Origin of the sequence: Neobacillus rhizosphaerae, from assembly GCF_937468385.1 — a bacterium.
GTDB lineage: Bacteria > Bacillota > Bacilli > Bacillales > Cytobacillaceae > Neobacillus > Neobacillus rhizosphaerae.
The window spans coordinates 41363-64991 of sequence record NZ_CALBWS010000010.1; the positions used below are offsets into that span (position 1 = coordinate 41363).

Genomic DNA, 23629 nt, shown 5'->3' on the forward strand with positions numbered 1-23629 from the left:
TTGCTGCATTTTTAGGAGGAAGCGATTATGTTTAATCAGAGAACAGTTGATAATCTAGCTTACTGTGAAATCGTTGATAAAATAGTTGAAATTAATAACCATGTAAAAAATTTTTGGTCTCGTGCTCAGGGATGGGCACCATTAGAAGCGGCCGAGCTGCTAACTAAGTCTAGATTAGACTGGCTATCTTCTTTAAGTAATTCATTATATAAATGGGAAAATGAGCCAATAAGTGGAGCAGAAGAAGGGGACTTAATATTAGCTTGGGCTAATCTAGGGGCACTTGTTGAGGGGACAATGAAACTTTTCTTATCAGTTTATTATAACGATTATAAATCTGACATTAATGCAATTGTTCAAAGAAAAAAGACAGTGGACCCAGATGGGGCAATGTTTAATGGGCTACGTGAATTCTTTTATAGAAGTGTATGGCTCGATGAAGAACGTGAGGAAAAAAACGACTGGTTAGTTAAAATTCAAAGTAAAAGAAATGCTATTCACGCTTATAAAGATAGGGATATTAGTAAGTTCAGTACCTATCGTAAAGAAGTAAAAAATTATCTTATTTTTTTGATCGATATATTAAAGAGAGTTCCCTATCCTGATGACCATTTTGGACCAGACCTATCTATAATCTAATCTACATAAGGACATACAAATTGTGTGAGCTCATGAAAGAAGGCATAAGAGAAGAGCTGCCTGCCGCAAAGATTGCACATTAAAGACATAAAACACGAAGAGGAGTGCTAACCTGGACGGCAATCAAAAACTATCGCAAGTACTTTTATTCATGGCAGGACTTAACTTTGTAGTAGGCGCAATAGCAGCAAAGCTAACCCATCATACTTCGTAGCAGGGCTTGGAACGGGTGTACTTTTTCTCTACCTACGTTACGTACTAAACAGCGAGAAACAAGGCATGATAAAAAATATCTTAATAATCGCAGGAAGGGCGTTCAATAAATGAGCGCTCTTTTTTAATTGGCATGAGGGAATAGCCATACAACATCTTATTTATTAGGATGAGAAGACGACGAACTAGAGTACAATAAACACAACGATCGAAAAGAAGAGTACGAAGAGAATGCACCCACTACCAGCAAAACTGTCGATAATGGGCGCATATGATTTTATCTATTCGACATATTTGTAGTCTGGATTTTTAGCAGAACAACGGACAGTATCGAGCATATAGCTAGAACGGTACTATTTTTGTAATAAAAATAGTCGGTAAATAAAACGAACAAAAACGCATCTGTCTTAAGGTCACTTTTTTGTTAATGAACTTCACTCTGTTATTTAATTGTGATACCAGGGTCTTTAAATACATCTTTCTGGAATATAACGTCTGATGGTTCAGCAAATGTAACTGCTAAGATACCCCATTTCGCACCAAAATAATATAACTAGGTCATTGAATTTTTGCCCTATTAATTAGTAAATTAACAAAATCGTTAGCTAACCTATCAATTCTGATCTTTACTTACCTCTATACAAATTCATCTGAATCTATAGAATTTAAAGCATTTTCTTTTAAGATATTTAATCCCTTATCAAAACTTTTTTTTGCTACTGGATTTGTTAAGTAATCTAGAGGTACGTGACTTTAAATCTGATTATCAATGTCGAATTCATCAATTATATAATTGATATAAGATAAATATTCATTATCGTTAATAGGGGGATTTTCTAACCAGAATCGTTCATCCCAATTTAGTTCCGACAATTTCTAGGTTTAATTCCTTTTCTTTTTCTAACGCGTTATAAGAATTGCTTCAAAAAACTCCTCCAATGTTATATGCTCTTTTATGTCCCTCTGTAATCATTTCCTAATATTATTAATGTCAAGATAAGAAGATAAAAAGGATATTTCAGTACCTTTTGATTTTTTATCAAAATAATTATTAAAATTGTCCTTTACAGTTTTGTAATCGGTTTTCCTCTCTTGAAACATTCTATTCATAAAAAATGTAAAAAAAGTTTGCTAATAGAATAAGTGTGTTTAACCGGGAGACGAGTATTGCTAAATAACTTAGGGTCTTTATTTTCATTGCATAGGTATTTTATAATTATCTTCTGAAATGTTGTCTTTCCAGTATTATTTTGGCCGATAAGAATAAAGATCCATCTTGAGTTTAGCAAGAGTATCCCACCTTTACTATTTATTTCAATTAATGGTTATGTCCAAATGGACTTGATTGGTTAGTCGGAGAACATATCCTACTGATGAAAGGAAAAATTATAGATAAAAAAAGAAGGCTATTCAAAAATGAACTAGCCTTCTTGTGTTCCCTTTTTACTAAATCATATATTTAATATTTTTTAGCTTTCACTGAAGTTATTCTACATGCAATAGCGTGTAATATGCTGCCAAACTTTTATACCAAAGTTATAAGCAATCGGTATCATAGTTTGATTCCACTTTATGTCAAAATCTGCACCAGCAACATCTCTAATAATTCCGGTGACATTAGCTGCACTTAATGGTTGGTTTAGTAATTGAAATCGATTTAGATACATGTACCTTTCTTCGTCCGGTTGTCCTCCATAGTCACGAACTTCCACAATACCAGTTGCAATTCCCCTTGCTACAATCCCGACACCACTTGAGTATAAAAATACAATATCATTTGCTTCAATAGTGTCTATGTAGTATTTCCAAGGTGTATAAAATGCTGCACATTTTTCTTCTTGTAACATCGTTTGTTCAGCATTAATGTCATTATTTTTATTCGTATTAATGATATAGACCTTTGTCATATTTTCTCCCCAAAATTAAAGTGTTACTTTAATGAACATAATATAAAATTCTATAAAATATCTATTTTCCCTTCATTCTATTTATAGATTGAGGTATGAATATTTAGATACAGGAAAAACCAATATTAATAGTATCTTAAAAAGGTAAACATTGAAATTGATTAATCTATTTTTCCACGTAGAACTTTTGTAGAACAATTTAAAGAAGGATAAAGTCTGGTTCTTTTCTTTATTCTTCTTTTTCATAAACCCGTCGCATTCTATAGAACGCCATCTCTTTTGCAGCTTCTGGAGTACTTCCATAACAATGAAACACGGCTACCTTCCCATCTGAAGCCATTGCATTGTAAGTGTCCCCAAAATCAAACACATGGTATCTTATCTTTCCACGACGAAAATACCAAAACCAATCCCAAAACCTACTTAGCCACTCGTGTATTATATACACCAATAAGCACCTCGCTCTCATCTTAATAATTCGGTAATGAGCTGTTGGCACCTATCCATATTTGTGGCAACTTCGTTAAATTTTTAAAACTCGTACATTGCTGCTTAATCTAACTTATTCACATTAAAAAGTACACCTACTAATAGGGGGGAGATACAGCTTTTGAACTTAAGAAACTATTTAATCTAGCTAACTTATTTCTGGAATTGAGTGGAAACCACAGAAATTGGTGAAGAGACTAAAAAAAAAAAGCGCCAGGAACTATCCAATTACTGGACGGTGTCTGCCACTTTATATACCCGAATCTGGAAAACCGAAAATGTGTGTCCAACCATTTTTAAAGAATCGTTCCAAAGGAATAACAAGTTGGTAAAGGGCGGCAGTTTAACGATGGAGTTTGAAGAGGGGGATCATTAAGGGATGCTCACGGAAGAATGCTCTCCTATGTTTATTTGGATGGAAGATCCGTACATGAAAGGATACTAAAAGAAGGATACGTACGGGTGTCCTATGTCATGAAATTACCTTATAAATATCTGAATCTATTAAGGGTAGATGAATAGTCTACACTTAACTGGACAACAAAATTAAGGGGAAGCAGACCAATAGAGAAATAATGTATACCATTTTCTAAAACAGGAGAGGGTGATACTAGTAACTTTATATGGAGGAGTAGGTGTGCTAAGCTGCCTGGCGGGCCAGCTTCCCTTTTAGGTAGCAATTGAAGGATTTTGTTGAAAATTCACCTGAAATGTCAGCCATTGAAATGTTAATGATAATGAACCACACCCATCCCTATCAAATTAAAGTAAAAAGTAAGGGCATCTAGCTGCTCTTACTCTTTTTTTGTGCTAATGATCATATCATTTTAAAATGCTCGAAAGCTTGTCTTAGTTCATTCTGCTTTCCTGGCGGGCAAGGATGAACCCTAGCATTTGGTGAATGTCTATTTTGTGATCTCTTTGGATTAAGACCGCAAACTTCTTTCATATGGGCAATCCAACAGGTTTTAACTGAGTAACCGTGTTTTTGCTTTATGTATTCTTGAATTTGCTTATATGTAGCCATAAGATCGCCTCCAGTCTAATTTATTAATTATTCGACAGAAAGAATCAGTGTCCTTCTAGGGGAATGAGAAATTCCATATTTGCAGTTTCTACTTTTACTCTAGCACCTGTTACTTTAAGTGTAATATTTCACAAACTTAATATATTTATTGATATGCTAAATAATCAAATAGCCTCAACGATATTTTCCATATAAAAGGGCACCTCTTTTGAAATCGCTTTAACTAATGCCACTTACTTCAATCAAGACTCTTTTTAGGTCAATTAATAGATTCAATAATTCCCACTAGCAATCACCATAATTCTTTTGTTTGAAAAGTCCAATTGACCGATATTACTTTAGTAAGTCTTTTTGTTGGATTTATTTTTTCATAAGGGTTAACAATTAATTTTATTCTTGGATTATTAAATACATTACTTATTATTATAAGAATGTATTTTGTTTTTAACTCTTTTGCAACTGACCATTCTTTATCTGTAAAGCTTACACCACCCACTTCAGACGAGAGACCTTTTATTTCGAATACAATCGCTGACTCTCCACTTAATTTAAAATCATAGCCACAGCCATCATCACGCGTATCAATTAGCTCTCCTTGATATGCATCAAAAAATCCATCGTTAAAATATTTTATAAACAATTTCTCTGCCCGTTTACCAGTAATTCCCCTGTTATTATACGAACGATCACTAGAAGTATCACCATAAGTTTGAAGTATTTCTGATATTGAACTAATCTCATTGGAACTGAATAAAATATCCTTAACTATTTCTGTCAAAGCATCTTCACTAATATTTCCAAATTTCTCTACAACGTCAAGGGTACTTTTAGATAATTCTTTCTGATACCATCCAGATCTATTATTATCATTTAATGAATCATAATCATCTCTTCTATTTTTGATGGTATTGGGAGGAATATCAAGTTTTGCACCAATATCTCTAAAAGCAGCTCTAAAGGAATCGTATTTCAGTTCTTTTAATGCCTTTCTATCATACTTAGAAAGATAATAAGAAACTATTAACCCTTTTTTCCTATTTAAATCCATAGTTAATCATCCATTCAATAAATTCATATTCCTTATAATTTGGAATATAATTAAATTTTAACAGATTATGGTTTGAGTATCCATGGTTGCTTCCTTCTTACAGATCCCTTCCTTCCCCCCAAGGAAATGATACAGTTTATCGGTATTTATTCACAGTGAAGTTTAACGATGAACAACCATTGGTTATAAGTTGATTAGTTATCTAAATCTTCTTTTCAAGGAGTTATTGAATAGTATAAAACAGAAAAAATAAATAATCCTTTTTTAACTCCATTAGTTAGTAAAAAGCGTCTCTAATTATTGTAGAAACGTACCCTTTAGTTGAAGAACAATACTAACTATTAATATTCCCACTTCAACAACATACATGACTTTTTTGCAACAAAAAGATAAAATAATAAAAAAAGGGGGGACTGAAGATATGATCAAGATTGAAACCATTGGTACAGTCTTAGAAGTTGCCAATGTCATCCAAGAATTAATGAAGCATATGGAAATCCTTGTCGTTGGTGAAGGCGTAGAGGAAGTGTGTGAAAGTGTTTTTAATACGTTAAGGGATTTTAAAGTTGCCTTTTCAGAAAAAATGACAGAAGAAGGACAATTGATTAAGATATATGATTGAAAAGTATAACCCTATTTAATAATAGGCTCTGTTCAACGATAATGTTGTAAATGCCGCAAAAAGAAAAGGACCCATTTGTGGTCCTTATTTTAGATTAATTCTTCTTGAACTAACGCACCCGATACTTTAAATAGGAGTTTTGGGTAAATGTGGAAATCATATTTGTAATAGGTACGGATTTATACATAAAACAACTCTATATAAATATATAAAAAAAATAAAAAAATATTATTACTCAAACTTCGCAGAGTGAGATCGACAAATATGCCTTGATGTAATTGGGAAGGCAAGCGATCCACTGCTGAAGTTGACTTTTGATTAGTTTTTGAACTTTTTTGTTAATCTGTTTTAGGGTATCTTCAAGAAGCTCGATTAGTTGCTGTAAAGCAACAGCCCAATCAAGTTCGTATACTTCATCGCAAAGTTCATAAAAGAGTCCACCTAATGTTCGTTGATCTGTGTTGCAGCGATTCTGCCAAGACAATGTAGCTCGAAAATACAATGGTTGTGTGGCTAATATGTAAATCATACGAAACCCCTTGGAACTCTTTTTGTAGGCGTAATAAGGATTTGATCGTCTTAAAGTAGACCTCAATGTCCCAGCGCATTCCATAGATTCGTACGATTTCTTGTTCAGAAAGCGTGCAATCGGTGCTGAGAATTGCCAGCCATTCGCTCTTTTTATTACGGTTTTGAACAAACACAACTTTTAACAGTATGCCGTTGGCCATCGTGGTATGAATAGAGCCAGAATTCCCTTTTTCCCTTGAACGGGTATGGAGTAAAAATAGGTTCTTTTAAAGAGAGTCTGCGACCATTTACTAAATAGCATTGCTTGGTGTTCTTGACCATATCAATTACATCTACACCAATCACAACAATGGATTGGATTAGAGGTTGTTGTGTAAACCAAGTATCCATTAACACATAATTAGCTGGCACACCCGCTTTAAGAGCTCGCTCAATTATTCCTGGAATGACAAAGGGAGACGATTCTAGTGCTTCTAAACGACGTTTATATCCAGAGCTTCGTTTGTCGATATCGGCAGATATTCCGTTGATTTGTGAGTTCTTCGAACTCAATAGTGTGAAATCTATAGGCATAAAGGTAAACCCATCTGACCAACCCAAAGTAAGCATACGGAACCCTTTATAAAACCGTTTGATTAAAGAGGAATGATTCATACAACGAGCTAAAAGCTCAACTTTTTTACTTCGGTTTCGTTCAAACATAGAATCAACAATTATCAATAATTTTAGACGATTTGAATCGGTTAAAACATTAACTTTTTGGATAGTGCTCGCACTAAGAATAGTTAGAAAACGACGCCAAGCAAACTTTGAATGATTCATGAATCGATAGATGGAATCTTTATCTGGGTATTGGTTTCCCTTCTTTGATCGAAGAAGGCTAAACCAACTTTTAGGTTGGAAAATGAGACAAAAAACAAGTTGAAACAAACTGAAAGCTGAAAACCCGAATTTCTTCTTAATTCCAGCATTTCGAAGATGTTTGGAAATCTCTAATTCATAAAAAACAGATTTTAATTCTTTTGGTAGTTGATTGTTTTGGTCATTTTGCTCTATCATATAGGAAGCACCTCTTCTGTTTGGTAGTGTATTCTCGTCAAATCCACTATACCAAAGAACGAGGTGCTTTTTGTATTTATAAAGCATTTTGTCAAGGACCAAATAGAATCCGGGAGGATTCCTTCAGAACCGAGTCTTTCGCATAATTATTTAGGTGCGAAGTTTGAGTTACTTACATAAACAAAAGCTTATAAACTAATAATCCTCTAAAATACCATACATTTTTTTACAAGAATATTGTAGAATTAAGGGGAAACTTAGGTTTATTTTCTATAAAACAAATTTAATACAATTAACTTATAAACAAATCATCTAGAAGCTTTTATGAAAGGGGAAATACAATTGAAAGATTGGGACGTACCACCTTATGCCCCGATTCTAATGGAAGCCACTCGTGCTATAGGGTATTCTCTTGAAACGGCAATTGCAGATATAATTGATAACAGTGTTGCTGCAAGTGCATGTACAATTGATTTGAGTTTCTTTCCAATTGGCAATCCATATATTGCTATATTAGATAACGGAAAAGGCATGAACCAAAAAGAATTAATAAATGCTATGCGATATGGTAGCAGTAATCCATTAAATGAAAGAGATACCGACGATCTTGGACGATTTGGATTAGGATTGAAAACAGCATCTATGTCTCAATGCCGCAGACTAACTGTAGTCAGTAAGAAACATAATCAAATAGTAGGGGCTCAATGGGATCTGGATCATATTGCAACAACACGCGAGTGGTCCCTAAGACTATTAGAGGATGTTGATTTTAAAGATTTCCCTCAAATTGAAAAGTTAGATGAATTTGTTTCTGGTACCCTAGTAATCTGGCAGGAGTTAGACCGTTTGAAATTAGGACAAATAAATTTTGACTTGAGCATGGGCAAGTATATGGACAGTGTACGTGAACACTTGTCGCTTGTTTTTCACCGTTATCTTAATGGTGAAACTGGCTTGAAAAAGGTGAAAATAAACATCAATAACGTTTCTGTCGAAGCAATCGACCCTTTTCTATCTGAAAAAAGTACGCGAATAATGGATGATGAAATAATTAATGTAGAGGGTCAGAAAGTAATTGTTCGGCCATATATTCTGCCCCATATTTCTCAGCTGGATGAATCAGAAATCAACATGCTGGGTGGTCAAGATGGGATTCGAAAAAAACAAGGTTTCTACGTCTATCGAAATAAACGTTTGCTTGTATGGGGAACCTGGTTCAAAATGATGAGGCAAGGAGATCTTTCCAAACTAGCCAGAGTTCAAATCGATATTCCTAACTCTTTGGATTCTCTTTGGACTCTAGATATTAAGAAGTCTATGGCTGTACCGCCTGAAGTTGTCAGAAAAAATGTAGGTGCAATTATAGAGAGGTTAGGAGAAACTAGTAAACGCACGTGGACTTTTCGGGGTAAGAGAGAAACAGATGATTCAAAAGTGCATATGTGGAAACGCCTCCGAACTAGGCAAGGAGGCATCGTGTATGAAATCAATCGGGAGTATCCCCTGGTAGAAGCGATAAGTACAATGGGAACGACTGAAAAAAGATTTATTGAACAGTTGTTGATGCAAATAGAACGAAGCCTGCCTTTGAATCAATTATATGTTGACTTAACTAGTGATGAACGAATAGTCAATGAGAGTGAAATATCAAAACCTGATCTAGTTAATTTATTAAATCAACTTCTTACAGGATGCAATAATGCAAAAGAACGTGAGGAAATGATTAAAAGGCTGTCGGTAACCGAGCCATTTGATCAGCATCCAGAAATATTTACAGATATTACCCAGGAGGTAAGGTGAATGTTAAGTCAAAATGCACAAATGCTCGAGCGTTTCATTTCAGTTGCCATGAATACGAAGTATCCATCTAGTCCTCCGAGCGAAGAGGTTGTCATATATGAAGCCAATACGCTTCGTATGGCGGTACCTGTGTCAGATGAAGAGTTTAATCAGGTAATTAAAAATCTGAAGGCATCTCTAATGATAACTATGGATACAGGGGCTTATATTTATGATCAGAACAGTGATCATCAATCTTGGCTTCCAAGCAGAACTGCTGAATTGGACTTCTATTATTGGAACCGCTATAAGCGCTTCTTGGAAGATATTAAAGGATGGAATACACGTGTTACATCAAATTTAGATATAGTATCAACTGAAATAGTGGACTTGTTAGGGGATCCTCAAAATAACAAGCCTTGGCAACGACGTGGCCTTGTGTTGGGAGATGTTCAATCGGGAAAAACGGTGAATTACACAGCTATTTGTAATAAAGCTGCTGACACTGGCTACAAAGTAATAATTGTATTAGCGGGAATGATGGAAAACTTACGAATGCAAACACAGGAACGTCTCGATAAAGAATTTGCAGGAAGACTCAGCAAGGATTTATTACGGCTAAAAGGAAACCAACAAGTTAGAAATGTATTTGACGGAGTTGGGAAAATAGACGCAACAAAGCGTATATCTGCTTTTACAAGTGTTATCTCTGATTTTAGCTCCACAGTATTAAATAGTAACGATTTAACCTTAAGGAATATCACCGAGCCTGCCTTATTTGTAGTTAAAAAAAATAAATCTATACTAAGAAACTTAGAAAGCTGGCTTTTGTCCAACAATGCTGATAACAATGGAATGATTGATTTACCTCTATTGGTGATTGACGACGAAGCGGATAATGCTTCAGTAAACACTAAAAAGGAAGATAAAGATCCGACCGCAATAAATGCTGCAATTCGTTCAATATTGAAAAGATTTTATCAGGCCTCTTATGTTGGTATAACCGCTACACCTTTTGCTAATATATTTATTAATCCTGAGACTGATAACGAAATGGTAGGGGATGACTTGTTCCCGAGAGATTTTATTTATGTGTTGTCTCCTCCAACTAATTATATTGGATCAGATGGCATATTTGGAGAAACGCCCAAATATAAAGAAAGTTTAGAAGAAATTGATACTGAGGAAATTGACAATTTCTTTCCTTTTAATCATAAAAAGGACCTTGAGGTGGATGAATTACCTGGTAGTTTGTATGAAGCTTTGGGATACTTTCTATTATTAAATGCTATTAGGGATCTGCGTGGGGATATAACAGATCATCGTTCCATGCTTATTAACGTCAGCCGTTTCACCGATGTACAGGTGGAAATAAAAAACCAAATTATTATTTGGCTTAATCAAGTTAAATCAGATGCTCGAAATTATTCTGCATTAAGTGAAAAACAGGCAATGGAAATCAATTCTTTGAGATTCTTAAAACAGGTATGGGAAAAGCATAAATTAGAAAGCAAATCAGAGATTCCTTGGGTTACTCTGCAACAAAAATACTTGTATAAAGCAATTGCTCCAATCGAGGCAAGGGCTGTAAATCAAAAAACCGGGGCAGCAAGCCTGGACTACTATGCACATAAAGAAAAAGGTTTCCGTGTGATTGCAATCGGCGGAATAAGTTTGTCGAGGGGGTTAACTCTAGAAGGCCTAGGTGTTAGTTATTTTTATCGTAATTCTCAAATGTATGATACTCTCATGCAAATGGGCAGATGGTTTGGTTACCGACCAAACTACGATGACATCTTTAAAATATGGATGGCAAAGGACGCTATTGACTGGTATGGATTTATTACAGAGGCTTCAAATGAGCTGAAAAGTGAAATAAGCAGAATGAACAAACTGAACCTAACACCAAGAGATTTTGGATTGAAGGTTCGACAGGATCCAAACTCGCTAATTGTCACTGCCAGGAATAAAATGCGTTCTGGTACACGAGTGAGCAGGCCTATTCAGGTAACGGGAAAACTTCTGGAAACCCCACGTCTTAAGTCAAAACCACAAGTGTTAGTGGCAAATGAGCGAGCTTTCAAACTCTTTGTTGCTCAATTGGATATTGTTGGAGAGAAAGTTACAATCGACCAAAATGGTCAGATGTGGTCTGGCATAAACCGAAATCATGTCATTGACCTTTTACGTAGCTTTGATACCCATCCATGGCATTTGGCATTCCAAAGTAGAGCATTGGCTGACTTTATTGAAAAAAATTCTTTCCTTGTTGAATGGGATGTGTTCCTTCCTAATGGATCGGGAACGGATTATCACCTTAATGGTGCAAATGGAATAATTACTGTTAACAGAGAGAAGCGTACAATCACGGAATCGGATGGAATGATTAAAGTATCCGGGACTAAAGTACGTGTTGGTTCCGGTGGATCAACGAGAGCTGGACTATCTAAAGAGGAAATTGAACAAGTTGAGGATGTTTTCAAAAAATCTAATCCCGGGAAGAGAAATGTACCTGATAGTGCATACTTAATAGAGAACAGAAGACCTCTACTAATTTTGCATGTCCTTGAAAGTCAGCAGGGAGGAAATCCTAACCCAAAAATCCCAGATACTATATTTGCTCTTGGTATTGGGCTCCCAGGTGATGGAATAGTTAGAACTGCAAATTATGTTGTAAACCAAATAGAACTAAGTAATTGGATGGATTCAGATGATGACGAGGAGGATGAAGATGATATCTAATGAAACTCTCCTTGCAAAATGGAATAAACTCGCAATTCATAATAACAGTTTTGTAAGAATTGACGCAGAACATCCACTGGAATGGCATATTGGGTATGAAAACATTAATCAAAAATCGTTGTTATTAATCACTGAGTTTCAGCCAGAGACTACTACTTCTTCTAAATCAATAATAGTTACCCAAGGACAGAGAGCTGATAGTAAATGGGCACTCTCCTTTCGACTTATTCGAGGTGAACAGGAAGATGTATTTATTCGATTATGTTGTGATATGGTAGAGTCTTCGCGAAATCAGAATAATGATATAAATGGTCTTGAGTTTGTCATTCAAAGGTATAGTCAATGGGCGAAATTGATGGAGGTCCAACCTTCTGGCTTTCTAAATGACGCTCAACAAAAAGGACTTTTAGGAGAAATTCATTATTTGCAGCAAGCCATTTCAAATGGTATACCATTACTGGAGGCTGTAAATGGTTGGATAGGGCCTGACGGTGCAGATCAAGATTTTATTTTTTCAGATGGATGGCACGAAGTGAAAGCATTAGGTATTGGGAGAAAGACAGTAAATATATCTTCGCTTGAACAGCTTGATGCACAACTTCCAGGTGAACTGATATTATATTTTATCGATAAGACAGCTCAGAATAGCCCCAATGCATTTACATTAAATAGTAAAATAAGTCAAGTTAGAGGATCCTTAAGTGCTTCTTATTCTGCACTAGAGTTGTTTAATGATAAACTGCTACGTTGTGGGTATATTGAATTGCCTGAATATGCGAAACAGTATTATCGTTTAAGTGGAGTTAAAATGTTCAGAGTTGATGAGAATTTTCCTAGATTGATAAAGGACAATGTACCAACTGGAGTTGTAGCTTCAGTATACCAGCTTAGTATACAAGCTTTAGAAGATTGGAAGATTAATTGATACTGGGGGCCATTTATGGATGTTATGGAATTTAGAAAAGGACTATTAGAAGATGTTCGTTCTACAGCTGCTGCATATGGAGAAGGTTCCAGTGCAGCTTTTGTTGGAATTATGACAGAGTATTTGGTAAATGCCGAGGTTTTGCCGGATTTAGAGCATGCATTTTATCTTGGCAATGGTCTTAGAAATCGGAAACTACGAATAGACGGATATATTCTTGATGAATTAGATTATACCATGAACCTTATTGTTGCGGATTACACAGGGAATGACGAGGAAAGGACATTGGCACGAAAAGAGGCCGAACAAATATTTGAGTGGCCAATTCGTTTTATCGATGAGACCTTTCATAACAATTTAAATAAAAGGATTGAGATTAGTACAGCTGCTGCTGACTTAATTGACTTGCTTACTAGAAACAGGGGACACATAACAAAGTACCGAATTCTGCTTTTGACGGACCGATTCATGAGTGGAAGAATTGATAACTTCGCTTCAAGAGAATATGAAGGTGTTCCAGTAGAATGTCAAATATGGGATATAGATCGACTCTATAAAATATTTCTAGCGGAATCAGGTAGAGAAAGCATAGAAATAAATTTTACAGACTACACCCCATATGGTATTCCTTGTTTAGAGGCTAGCACTGTTGGAACTGGAGAGTACAAGTGCTTTTTGAGTGTAATTCCCGGTGAAGTTTTAGCTGACATTTACGATCTATATGGAGCACAATTATTAGAGGGGAACGTCCGCTCATTCTTGAGTACAAAAGTTGCTGTTAACAAAAAGATTAGACAAACAATTTTAACCAACCCAAAGATGTTCTTTGCTTTTAATAATGGTGTTTCTGCTACAGCAGTAGATGTTCATGTGGAAGATAGGCCAGAAGGAAAATTCATTACTTATGTAAGAGATTTTCAAGTTATCAATGGTGGACAAACAACAGCATCACTTTCGAATGCACGATTTCGAGATAAGGCAAACCTCAGTGAGATTAATTTGCAAATGAAATTAACGGAAATTAATGAAGATCTTAATGAAACACAAGATTTATTACAGAAAATCTCTCGTTCATCTAATAGTCAAAATAAGGTTAGTGATGCAGATTTCTTTTCAACCCATCCTTTTCACATTAGAATGGAACAAGTATCAAGAAGAATTTTTGCACCTGCAATTGGTGGTGCTCAGCATGATACACATTGGTTTTATGAACGGGCACGAGGTCAATATTTACAGTCCCAAATGCGAATGACGAAAGCAGAAAAGAATCGTTTCTTAATTCAAAACCCTAAAAATCAGTTAATCTCAAAGACGGATTTGGCAAAAGCCAGAAATTCTTGGAGGTGCCTTCCTCATCTTGTCAGCAAGGGGGCACAAAGAAACTTTACCGAATTTGCACAGTGGGTTGATGATAATTGGTCTGTTTCAGAACAATCATTTAATGAGAGGTACTTTCAAGAATCTGTAGCTCTTTATATATTGTTTAAACATGTTGAAAAAATGGTCACGCAACAACCTTGGTATGAGCAGGGGTACCGCGCAAATATCGTAACCTATTCAATTGCGTTGTTTTCACATTTGATTAAACGCCAGTTTCCTAAGTTTACCTTTGATTTACAAATTATTTGGAACAAACAAGAAGTTCCAGAAGCAGTCACTAGTCAAATGATATTTATTACAAAAGCGGTATTAGAGTCGATTACTGATCCATCTCGCGGAAATGTTAACGTAACCCAATGGTGTAAACAAGAAGCATGCTGGAACCGCATTAAAGAGATGGACATTGAACTTGATTTACGGATAGCACCAGTTCTTGTTGAAATTGGGGAAGTCAAATCGGAAGCAAAGAAAGCGCGTAAAGAACAGTCGGTTATTTCTGGAATTGAGGCACAAACAGAAGTGGTTAATAAAGGAGGCGAGTATTGGCAGAATCTGCATAGTTTTATAGCTAATAAAAAAATTGCAACGCCCACTGAAATACAATCTTTAAAAATTGCTTGCAAAATTCCGCAAAAGCTGCCAAACTCTATTCATAGCCAACAATTGCTTTTATTAGTTAAAAAAGCAGAAGTAGAAGGCTGGAAAGAAGAATGAAAGGGTGAATAACCTTGTATAAAGTGTTGGATTTGTTTTCAGGTGCAGGCGGAATGAGTCATGGGTTTGTACAAGCCGGAAAATTCCAGATTGCTGTAGCGGTTGAAAAACATCCACATGCAAAGGCAACTTATAGACGCAATCATAAGGATACTATTTTACTAGAAGATATACTTGATATTACTGATTATGATGTTTTTCAACGTAAATATGGCGAATTTGATGTTATTGTTGGTGGACCGCCGTGCCAAGGCTTTTCAAATGCAAACCGACAAAAAAATCATATAATTAGCCAAAATAATAGTCTTGTAAAAAAATACGTAGAAGTTATAGAGAATTTAAAGCCTTTAGCGTTTGTTATGGAAAATGTTCGTATGTTACGGTCTGATACTCATCGATTCTATCTTTCTAAGAACGATGACTTTGATCAACTAGAAATCAACTTACGAAAAGAGATTCTTTGCCTGCATGATGGTACTTGTCCTATTGAAGATATTGAGAAATATATTTTAAAACCAAATATTGTTGAAGAACTGTTATTGCCCGAAAAAACCTTTAATGTTCTTAAAATGGTAGTAAAGAATTCATACAAAGAAGAGAAAAGAAACGAAGTACTAGGAAAAAAAGCTCAAAATAGTATTAAAGTTATTGATTCAATACCTCAAAGAAATGAACAAATTTCTAATCTTTATAGGCAATATGAAGAGAATTCACTTTCTTTTTTTCTGGAATATTTGAAGGGTACAATCTCCTTTGAAGAAGCAGAACCGCATATGGTCTCCTATATTAATCTACAGAGGTTACTGTCAGCAGCAAAGGAACTTTTGGATAATGAAATTATTATAGAAGAACTGAGAATTGATGAGACGGGAATTTATGCTGAAGTTGAATCTATAACGGTTGTTGATTATATAAAGAAAAAACTTGGAAAAATGTATTTAATTGAGGATGATATTTTAAATGCAGCATGGTTCGGGGCTCCGCAACTAAGAGAACGGTATATTGCACTCGGTATTAAAAGAAATGTTGCTAAAGCAAATGATGTAAAGCCAGAATTGCCAAAACCTGAGTATTCACAATATGAGTTTCGTACTGTATGGGATGCTATAAAAGATCTTGAAGAGGTTGAACCGAGTTTCAGTAATACAGAGGTTGGAATTGAACTGTCTAATAAACAATATATTAAAACTGCTTTGACAGGTGAATTACGGAAATCAAGTGTTTTATACAATCATATTGCTACACAAACACGCGAAACTGCCCGACAACGTTTCGCAGCTCTAAAACCAGGACAGAATTTTCATGATCTTGATAAGGGATTAATACAAAATACTTATAGTAAGCCTGAAAGGACACAAAATTCCATTTATTTGAGGCTTGATTATAAAAAAACTTGCGGTACTGTTACAAACGTTCGAAAATCTATGTGGATTCACCCTACTATTGATCGCGCACTCAGTATACGTGAAGCTGCAAGACTTCAAACTTTTCCTGATTCCTTTATTTTTGAGGGTACAAAGGATTCACAGTATCAGCAAGTAGGGAATGCAGTACCGCCAATTATGGCAAAGGCAATTGCCAGCAAAGTAGCTGAAATCCTTGATTCCTGCGATCTTACTATTGATATCAAGGAAGTTGCAAAAACATTTTAGTGGTTTGTTTTGATCATATCAAAGAAAATGCAATTGCTCATTTATAGGAAAAAAAGCACCCTCTGAATCTTTTCTAGGGTGTTTTTTGCTATTGACTAACTATTCTTAAAGGATATTTATTAATAGACTTTTGCAAAAATTCTATAGTCTTTTGGATTGTACTTTTAAAATCTTTTTTTAAATCATGTTCCCATATTCGGAAAATATTCCATCCTTGTTCTTTATAGAATTTATTTACCGCTTGGTCCCATCTTTTATTACGTTCAAACTCTTTTTGCCAAAAGTCTTGATTACTTTTTGGCATATTAAATTGAAAAGGGTAACCGTGCCAGAAACAGGAATCAATAAATACACTATATTGTACTTTTTAATCGAGATATCAGGTTTACCAATAAGTGATTTATTATTTTTTCTAAAGCGGAACCCTCCCTTCCATAGTTCTCGTGATACTATATTTTCCAATTTAGACTGAGAACGTATGGCCAGCATATTTTTCCTTCGCTGATCCTTGTTTTTATTATCAGCCATAAAAACTCCTCACTTTTTCCTTTTTTTTTATTTATAGTTGTAGTCTATAATTATTTGAATTAATTGGTATAGACAAATTTTGTTATTTGCTTAAATAAAATTAAAAAATGAAAATAAAAACCATTTAAAGAATTACTAAAACTGCAAACCCTGAGGAGGAATTGCAGTTAATGTCGGTAACTATAAATAAAAAATATTAAGGTGGAAAGTGCAGTTATTATGAATGTTTACCTCTGTTCGCTGGTCACATTTTGGTCACGTACTAAAAATAACTACAGATAATTAGAAAGAACTGAATAATATTAAATTGCCTGTGATTCCTTTAAAATCAAGGATTCTCAATAACTAATGGTAAATAATAATAACTAGAAATAATACTTCTCACTAACTTCAAAACTGCTTGAGACTTTTTATCGGGTTTGTTTGATATGAATCCAATGCAGTATAGTGAATTTTAATAGAAACTGTTCAAATCCGCACTATGCACTAGTGCGGATTTTACTTTATTATTCGTTAATTAATCCGTAATGGATTTAGAGTACATTGTACACTTATACAAATCTGCTTGAACATAAAAAGCATGATAATATAATTTTTGTGGTTGTTAGTAATTTATTAGAACCATTACCGTGTACTCAACAAGTATTGTATAATAAATATCATGTACAATATTTTCCATGGAAAGGCTAAATATGGGGGTAAAGATAAAATGCCTATATACAATAAACTAGTTCGCGATAAAATACCAAAAATCATTAAAAGTACCGGCAAGGAATGCACCATTAAAACATTAAATAATGATGAATATATCACAGCAATTCAGAAAAAAAGTTTCGAGGAGCTTGAGGAGTATATTAAAAGCAACAATAACCATGATGCAATTGAGGAACTTGCGGATATGTTGGAAATCATCCATGCTTTTGCGGAGTATCATGGGGTTCCAATTGAAGAAATTGAAGAGGTACGGAAAAGAAAGCTGGAGATGCGAGGCGGTTTTAAGGATAGAATTTATTTAATTGAGGTTGAAGATTGAAAAAGATTCTAGCATCTAAGCATAGCGGGGGAAGGGTCAATGAGCCATAAATTACAAGTGGGAGAAATGAAAGCAGCCTATTTAACAGACAAAGAAATATGGGCACATTTTAATTTCATCTTCTCTTCAAAATCAAAAAATTCAACTACATACAAGTTTGTCTTGATTAAATCGATTCTAGAAAACTTATACAATGTGAATGATAAGCTGGAATTATCATACTCCACCTTATTTTCGAGCTTTGCAAAAATATACTGGAACCTGGTTATCCATCATAACCTAAACCAAATTAATATGACAGATAAGAATGCCGAGGTACAAAAGATCCTCCTAGATGTTCAGGCAAAGTATCAAATCCCAAAGACACTTGTTTTTGATAAGCTGTCTCATGAATTACAGGTTGAGATCATTACCAAAGTAAAGAAGAGATGCAAGATCAATGTCATGGGTGCTATTTACGGAGATACTGGCTGCACCATTTATGATTTTGATAATGGGAAGGAACAGCTAAGACTTAATAGTACTTTTTACTCTTTCATGCAGCGATTCCAGCGGGTTTTAACTTATTTATCGAATTATCACCTAGCTTTATTTTTAGAAAAATTTAATGATAAGGGAGATACCACTAACTTGCTTTTAAAAGTAGAAAATGTCTCTAAGAGATCCTCGCTGGATCAGTTTTATCAGGTACTCTCGTCATTTTATAATGGTAAGTGTTTTTATTGTGGGAAAACCATTAAGAAAGATAACGCTCATGTCGATCACTTTATTCCATGGAGTTTTGTCCAAGCGGATCAACTGTGGAATCTAGTTATTGCTTGCAGCACTTGCAATTTATCCAAAAGTGATAAATTAGCAAAGGAAATATTTTTAGATACAGTGATTACACGAAATGAAACCTTAATTTCTAACCCAGATCTAAGAAAAAGGGACGACATGAAAGTCTACACTAGCCAAAAATTAAAAGATCTATATCATTATTCTGTTGAAAATGGATTTACAGATTTTTGGGTACCAAAGAAAATGATAGTGTGATTAAGAAAAAGATTAATCGGGATTCATATTGGTATGGGACTTTCAGTGCAGTAAAACTCAATTAAGAAATGTTGAGTCATTGTTTGGTAAACTTCGAAAAGTTTTAAAAACAATTTAGCGAATTGAAGTACGAAAACCAGTTAAAAAAAATCCTATTTATTATTTACAAACACAAAAGGAACATATTGAATGCGTTTACAATAGGTGCTATACTATACATGATATTCCATATTTATCACATGTTACTGATTTGATCAGGCAGAGTGGTTCAATTGAAAGAATTTCGATTCTTTTAGTTTGAGACCGCTGTGCCTTTTTTGCGTTATTTTTTATTGGTAAATGTTCTATTTAGATTATTGGGGTTTTCTTAACTACTTTAGACCAATCAAAATCAATCACCGTTTAGCTTTGCATTCCATAGAAGGGAGGTATGTCGAAGAAAAAGGTCCTTTTGTAGTCTTCCTATTCAATATCGCAGAAGAATGGTAACTCTTTAAAACTATTATTCGAGGTGGGATGAAATTGAGGTTAGGCAAAAAGAAGAATTTCTATTTCAGTTTTCTATGCATTGTAAGTATGTTAATGGCTTATTTGCTGCCTGCAGCAAATGCATCAGCAGAGGTTCAGAACCCTAATTTTGCACTAGACAAGCCTGTTCAAGTTTCTGGATTGGAAGTGAATGACGGGAGATTAGCAGCAGATTTCGCTGTAGATGGACTCCGCTCAGGAAAATCAAAGAATGGAATATCGGATGCGAGATGGTCTTCTAATAAAAGAAGCATCTCTAATCCTAATGCGCCTCAATGGATTTATGTAGACTTAGGAACAGAACAGACGATTAGACAAATAAAAGTATTGTGGGAAAAAGCATATTCTCCAGACTATGAGGTTCAAGTTAGTAATACAGCTAAAGAAGTAGATTGGAAAACAATCGGTCATTACACGGATGCTTCAGAAGCAAACTTAGAAAAAGTCATTCATTTACCTCAATCTGAAACGGCAAGATATGTACGAGTGAAAGCAAACAAATCGCGAAACACACCTGCTGCAGGGGTCACTCAATTTCTAAATGTCTCCATCTGGGAACTGGAGGTTTTTGAACATATTCAGTTTAACAAAGCCCAAGACGTTGTTAACTATATGAGTGACATGAAGCCTGCACTTTCAAATGATGGTAAAAAAATTGTATTACCAGATTCTCCAGACCCAAGATATGAAGTTTCTTTATTTGGATCCGATAATAAACAGATTATCGATATGAATCTGAATTACTATCAACCAATTAGTGATAGTAAGGTAAACATTTTATACAAAGTAACGAATAAAAGTGACAGTAAAGATTTTGCCGTTTCTTCCAATGATATTCCAATTAATGTCGAAGGAAAATATCAACATGAAGAAGGTGATAACCCGGTTCCGAACGTTATACCTGGTCTGAGAGAATGGAAGGGTTATACTGGTAATTTTGAACTTGAAAAAGGAGCTAGTTTAGTGGTAGATTCGTCTGCCCCGGATACTTTAATGGAAACTGCTCGAGGTATTCAATCCTATTTTAAAAATATGGTAGGAAAAGAGATTAATGTTCATAAAGGCTCGAAGGCAAGAGTTGGGGATATTTTTTTAACAATCGACAATACGAAACATCATTTAGGTGAGGAAGGGTACACTCTTGATATCACCGATAAAATTATAGTGAGTGCTCCAAAAACAAAAGGGATTCTTTATGGAGGGATTTCCCTTACGCAAATCTTATATCAATCAGACAATAAAAATAGCATTCCTAAAGGAATAGCAAGAGACTATCCAAAATATGAAGTACGCTCAGGAATGCTGGATGTTGGTAGGATGTATATTCCGTTAGACTATGTTCAAGAAATGACAGAATATATGGCATGGTTTAAGTTAAATGAACTTCAATTGCACATTAATGATTATTGGGGCGCAGCAAATTATCAAGCTTTTCGGGTAGAAAGTAAAAAATATCCAGAAATTAATGCAAAGGATGGGTATTATACACAGGAAGAGTACATTGCTTTTCAAAAGAATATGAAAAAGGTTGGAATAGATGTTGTAACTGAAATTGATACTCCATACCATGCTGAAAGCTTTAGGGCTGTGAATCCGGACATGATGCTTTCCAAAGGGGCTTTAGACATTACCACCCCGGAAAAACAAAAATTGGTTTATCCATTTATTGAATCCCTTTTTGATGAGTTTCTTGGGGATAGTCCAACTGATGAAAATAGGGTCATTCAAAGTAGTAAATTCCATATGGGTACGGATGAGTATGATAAGAAATATTCAGAGCAAATGAGAGCCTATACGGACCATTTTATTAATTATATTAATAATAAGGGGTATGAAACAAGACTTTGGGGATCAATTGGAAAAAATGGCTTCAATGGAAATACCCCGGTAAGCAATAAGGCAACGATGAATATTTGGGCTCCGTACTGGTCCGATGTACAGGAAATGTATAGTTTAGGGTATGACATTATCAATACGTGCGGAGGAGATCTGTATATTGTTCCTGTTGGAAATGCAGGGTATCCGGATTATTTGGATATAAAAAATAGATATGATTCATGGGAAGTAAATGATTTGAATAACAACGGTAGAGGAAATGGCGGGGCAACCATGCCATTTGCCCATCCGCAAACAAAAGGTGCAGAATTTGCGGTATGGAATGATATGACTTCCTTTTCAGGCGGTTTATCAAGTTATGATATTTTTAATCGAATGAAGGATGCAGTTGTATTAGTTTCCGAAAAAACTTGGTACGGGGAAAAAACAGCAGGGCAGACCTCTGAGCAGTTTATGGAGCGGGTAAACAAGGTTCAAAATAGAATCCCAACATCTAACCCTTCGAGATTCGTTGAGTCCAAAACAAATGTAGTCCTTAAATTTGATTTTGAATCGATGAAGAATAACAAAGTTAAAGACTTATCAGGTAATGAATATGATTCAAAAATCAAAGGCCGTCCGAACCTTGTTGATGGTTATGATGGAAAATCCCTACAGTTGGATGGGGATAATTTCATTGAACTTCCTTTGTCAGGGATAGGATATCCATATTCGGTTTCGTTCGATATTAAACTAGATGAAGGGTCTCTTAACGATGCTACCTTGTTTTCTGGGAAAGATGGAGATTTTTATTTGAACTTAAACCAAACAGGTAAGCTGGGTTATCAAAGAAATGAGAAAACGTCTGATGGAAGCTTATCAAAATTTGAAAACTATACGTTTAGCCACAATTACTCACTAAAAGAAAACGAATGGCAGAATGTTGTTCTTGTTGGCGATAAAAAGAAAACGACTTTATTTATTAATGGAAAACAAGTTTCTACTTCTCAGCAAACGAATAAGCTGGGCGGCCGGGTCAATGACTCCTCGACCTTTGTCCTGCCTTTGGAAAAAATCGGGCAAGGAATCAAAGGAAAAATCGACAACATTACGGTAATGAATAAAGCTCTATCAAGCAATAACATTAAAAATATTTTATCTTACGATCCTGGTCAAAGAAATGTTGCTTACCAACAAAAAGTAACCACCTCTTCGGAATACAATCAGTCTCAACGTGCAGCAAATATAACGGATGGAGATTTATTAACTAGATGGGGCTCCCAGTACAATATTTCAGCTGCTGAGGCTGATAATCAATGGATTATGGTAGAACTAGGTGATTCTCGCAGCATAGATACAGTGAAGCTTTTTTGGGAACGAGCAAGAGCGGAAAAATATACATTACTTGCTTCAAAGGATGGAATTACTTTCGAGGAAGTGTATTCGTATCCAGCTACAAGTGGTGTTAGCGCTGGTGATATTGATACAATCCATTTAAAAGATGTAAATGCAAAATATTTAAAAGTAGTCATGACGGAGAGAAAAACGGTAAATGGCACTAAGTACGGCTATAGTTTATATGAGTTAGAAGCATACGGTAAAACGGACCTTGCTGGAGCGGAGAAATTATTGGAAGAGGCAGAAAAACTGCTCAATGAGACAACAAAAGGTGCAAAAGCAAATAAAGAAAGAATGGAGCTGATTGCTGCAAAGAATGAACTGGAGTCGTATTTAGGAAGCGATAAAGAGTTTGACGGATTCACGTTCCATGTTTTGATTAGAACACTTGAAACGAGAATGGATAGTTACAAAAATAGACTATAGTTGAAGTGTCAGTCCCTCAATACGTTCAATCCCCGGATCCATTAGTGGAATCGGGGATTTTTGATTTGCTTGGTTATTTTATTTTGTGTTTTTCATACAATTCTTTCATTTTCCTTGTAATTGTAGATTTAAAATAAAT

At 35.0% G+C, this 23629-nt stretch carries 15 protein-coding genes and 2 pseudogenes; 11 read left to right on the forward strand and 6 right to left on the reverse strand.

The features are described from left to right. Window positions 1–27: 27 nt before the first annotated feature. On the forward strand, window positions 28–639 hold the full coding sequence (locus tag M5A78_RS09815; RefSeq protein WP_248735092.1) for a hypothetical protein: 612 nt from the start codon (window positions 28–30) through the stop codon (window positions 637–639). Window positions 640–2342: 1703 nt separating this feature from the next. Here M5A78_RS09815 and M5A78_RS09820 read toward each other — a convergent pair. Further along, the gene (locus M5A78_RS09820) at window positions 2343–2759 is read right to left on the reverse strand and encodes a hypothetical protein (protein ID WP_248735093.1); all 417 of its coding nucleotides are present in this window, start codon (window positions 2757–2759) and stop codon (window positions 2343–2345) included. Window positions 2760–2988: 229 nt separating this feature from the next. Continuing rightward, window positions 2989–3207 carry a hypothetical protein gene (locus tag M5A78_RS09825; RefSeq protein WP_248735094.1) on the reverse strand — a complete coding sequence of 73 codons (219 nt, stop codon included), beginning with the start codon at window positions 3205–3207 and terminating at the stop codon, window positions 2989–2991. Window positions 3208–3635: 428 nt separating this feature from the next. On the opposite strand from M5A78_RS09825, the pseudogene M5A78_RS24910 reads away from it, so the two are divergent. After that, window positions 3636–3770: pseudogene (locus M5A78_RS24910) on the forward strand (endonuclease); the annotation flags it as partial. Window positions 3771–4065: 295 nt separating this feature from the next. Here the strand turns inward: M5A78_RS24910 and M5A78_RS09830 are convergent. Next, the gene (locus tag M5A78_RS09830) at window positions 4066–4275 is read right to left on the reverse strand and encodes a hypothetical protein (RefSeq protein WP_248735095.1); all 210 of its coding nucleotides are present in this window, start codon (window positions 4273–4275) and stop codon (window positions 4066–4068) included. Window positions 4276–4567: 292 nt separating this feature from the next. Then, window positions 4568–5323, reverse strand: a complete 756-nt coding sequence (locus M5A78_RS09835) for a DUF3883 domain-containing protein (protein WP_248735096.1) — start codon at window positions 5321–5323, stop codon at window positions 4568–4570. Window positions 5324–5744: 421 nt separating this feature from the next. On the opposite strand from M5A78_RS09835, the gene M5A78_RS09840 reads away from it, so the two are divergent. Next, complete coding sequence (locus M5A78_RS09840) at window positions 5745–5945, forward strand: hypothetical protein (RefSeq protein ID WP_248735097.1); 201 nt, start codon at window positions 5745–5747, stop codon at window positions 5943–5945. Between the two features lie 235 nt (window positions 5946–6180). Here M5A78_RS09840 and M5A78_RS09845 read toward each other — a convergent pair. Further along, window positions 6181–7535, reverse strand: a pseudogene (locus M5A78_RS09845) (IS4 family transposase). Window positions 7536–7877: 342 nt separating this feature from the next. Here M5A78_RS09845 and M5A78_RS09850 point away from each other — a divergent pair. Genes M5A78_RS09850 through M5A78_RS09870 form a run of 5 tightly spaced genes read left to right on the forward strand, consistent with a single transcriptional unit; the run spans window position 7878 to window position 16727 of the window. After that, window positions 7878–9335 carry an ATP-binding protein gene (locus M5A78_RS09850; RefSeq protein ID WP_248735098.1) on the forward strand — a complete coding sequence of 486 codons (1458 nt, stop codon included), beginning with the start codon at window positions 7878–7880 and terminating at the stop codon, window positions 9333–9335. Beyond that, window positions 9336–12056 (forward strand): Z1 domain-containing protein, encoded by a 2721-nt coding sequence (locus tag M5A78_RS09855; protein WP_248735099.1) that lies wholly within the window; start codon window positions 9336–9338, stop codon window positions 12054–12056. It begins immediately after the preceding gene. Continuing rightward, window positions 12046–12981: a PD-(D/E)XK motif protein gene (locus M5A78_RS09860; RefSeq protein WP_248735100.1), complete on the forward strand. Its 936-nt coding sequence runs from the start codon at window positions 12046–12048 to the stop codon at window positions 12979–12981. Before M5A78_RS09855 ends, M5A78_RS09860 begins: the two co-directional genes overlap by 11 nt. 15 nt (window positions 12982–12996) lie before the next feature. Next, window positions 12997–15075 carry an AIPR family protein gene (locus M5A78_RS09865; RefSeq protein WP_248735101.1) on the forward strand — a complete coding sequence of 693 codons (2079 nt, stop codon included), beginning with the start codon at window positions 12997–12999 and terminating at the stop codon, window positions 15073–15075. Between the two features lie 23 nt (window positions 15076–15098). Then, window positions 15099–16727 (forward strand): DNA cytosine methyltransferase, encoded by a 1629-nt coding sequence (locus M5A78_RS09870; protein ID WP_248735154.1) that lies wholly within the window; start codon window positions 15099–15101, stop codon window positions 16725–16727. Between the two features lie 234 nt (window positions 16728–16961). Here the strand turns inward: M5A78_RS09870 and M5A78_RS09875 are convergent, their stop codons facing one another. Next, window positions 16962–17255 carry a PDDEXK family nuclease gene (locus M5A78_RS09875; RefSeq protein WP_319942273.1) on the reverse strand — a complete coding sequence of 98 codons (294 nt, stop codon included), beginning with the start codon at window positions 17253–17255 and terminating at the stop codon, window positions 16962–16964. A 709-nt stretch (window positions 17256–17964) separates the two neighbouring features. Between M5A78_RS09875 and M5A78_RS09880 the strand changes: the two genes are divergently transcribed. The 3 genes from M5A78_RS09880 (at window position 17965) to M5A78_RS09890 (ending at window position 23490) form a co-directional block, all read left to right on the forward strand. Beyond that, a complete protein-coding gene (locus tag M5A78_RS09880) occupies window positions 17965–18288 on the forward strand; it encodes a nucleoside triphosphate pyrophosphohydrolase (RefSeq protein ID WP_248735102.1) in 324 nt (107 codons plus the stop codon). A gap of 39 nt (window positions 18289–18327) precedes the next feature. Beyond that, window positions 18328–19323 (forward strand): HNH endonuclease, encoded by a 996-nt coding sequence (locus M5A78_RS09885; RefSeq protein WP_248735103.1) that lies wholly within the window; start codon window positions 18328–18330, stop codon window positions 19321–19323. Window positions 19324–19845: 522 nt separating this feature from the next. After that, window positions 19846–23490, forward strand: coding sequence for a discoidin domain-containing protein (locus M5A78_RS09890; RefSeq protein ID WP_248735104.1), 3645 nt, complete (start codon window positions 19846–19848; stop codon window positions 23488–23490). The last annotated feature ends 139 nt before the right edge of the window (window positions 23491–23629 follow it).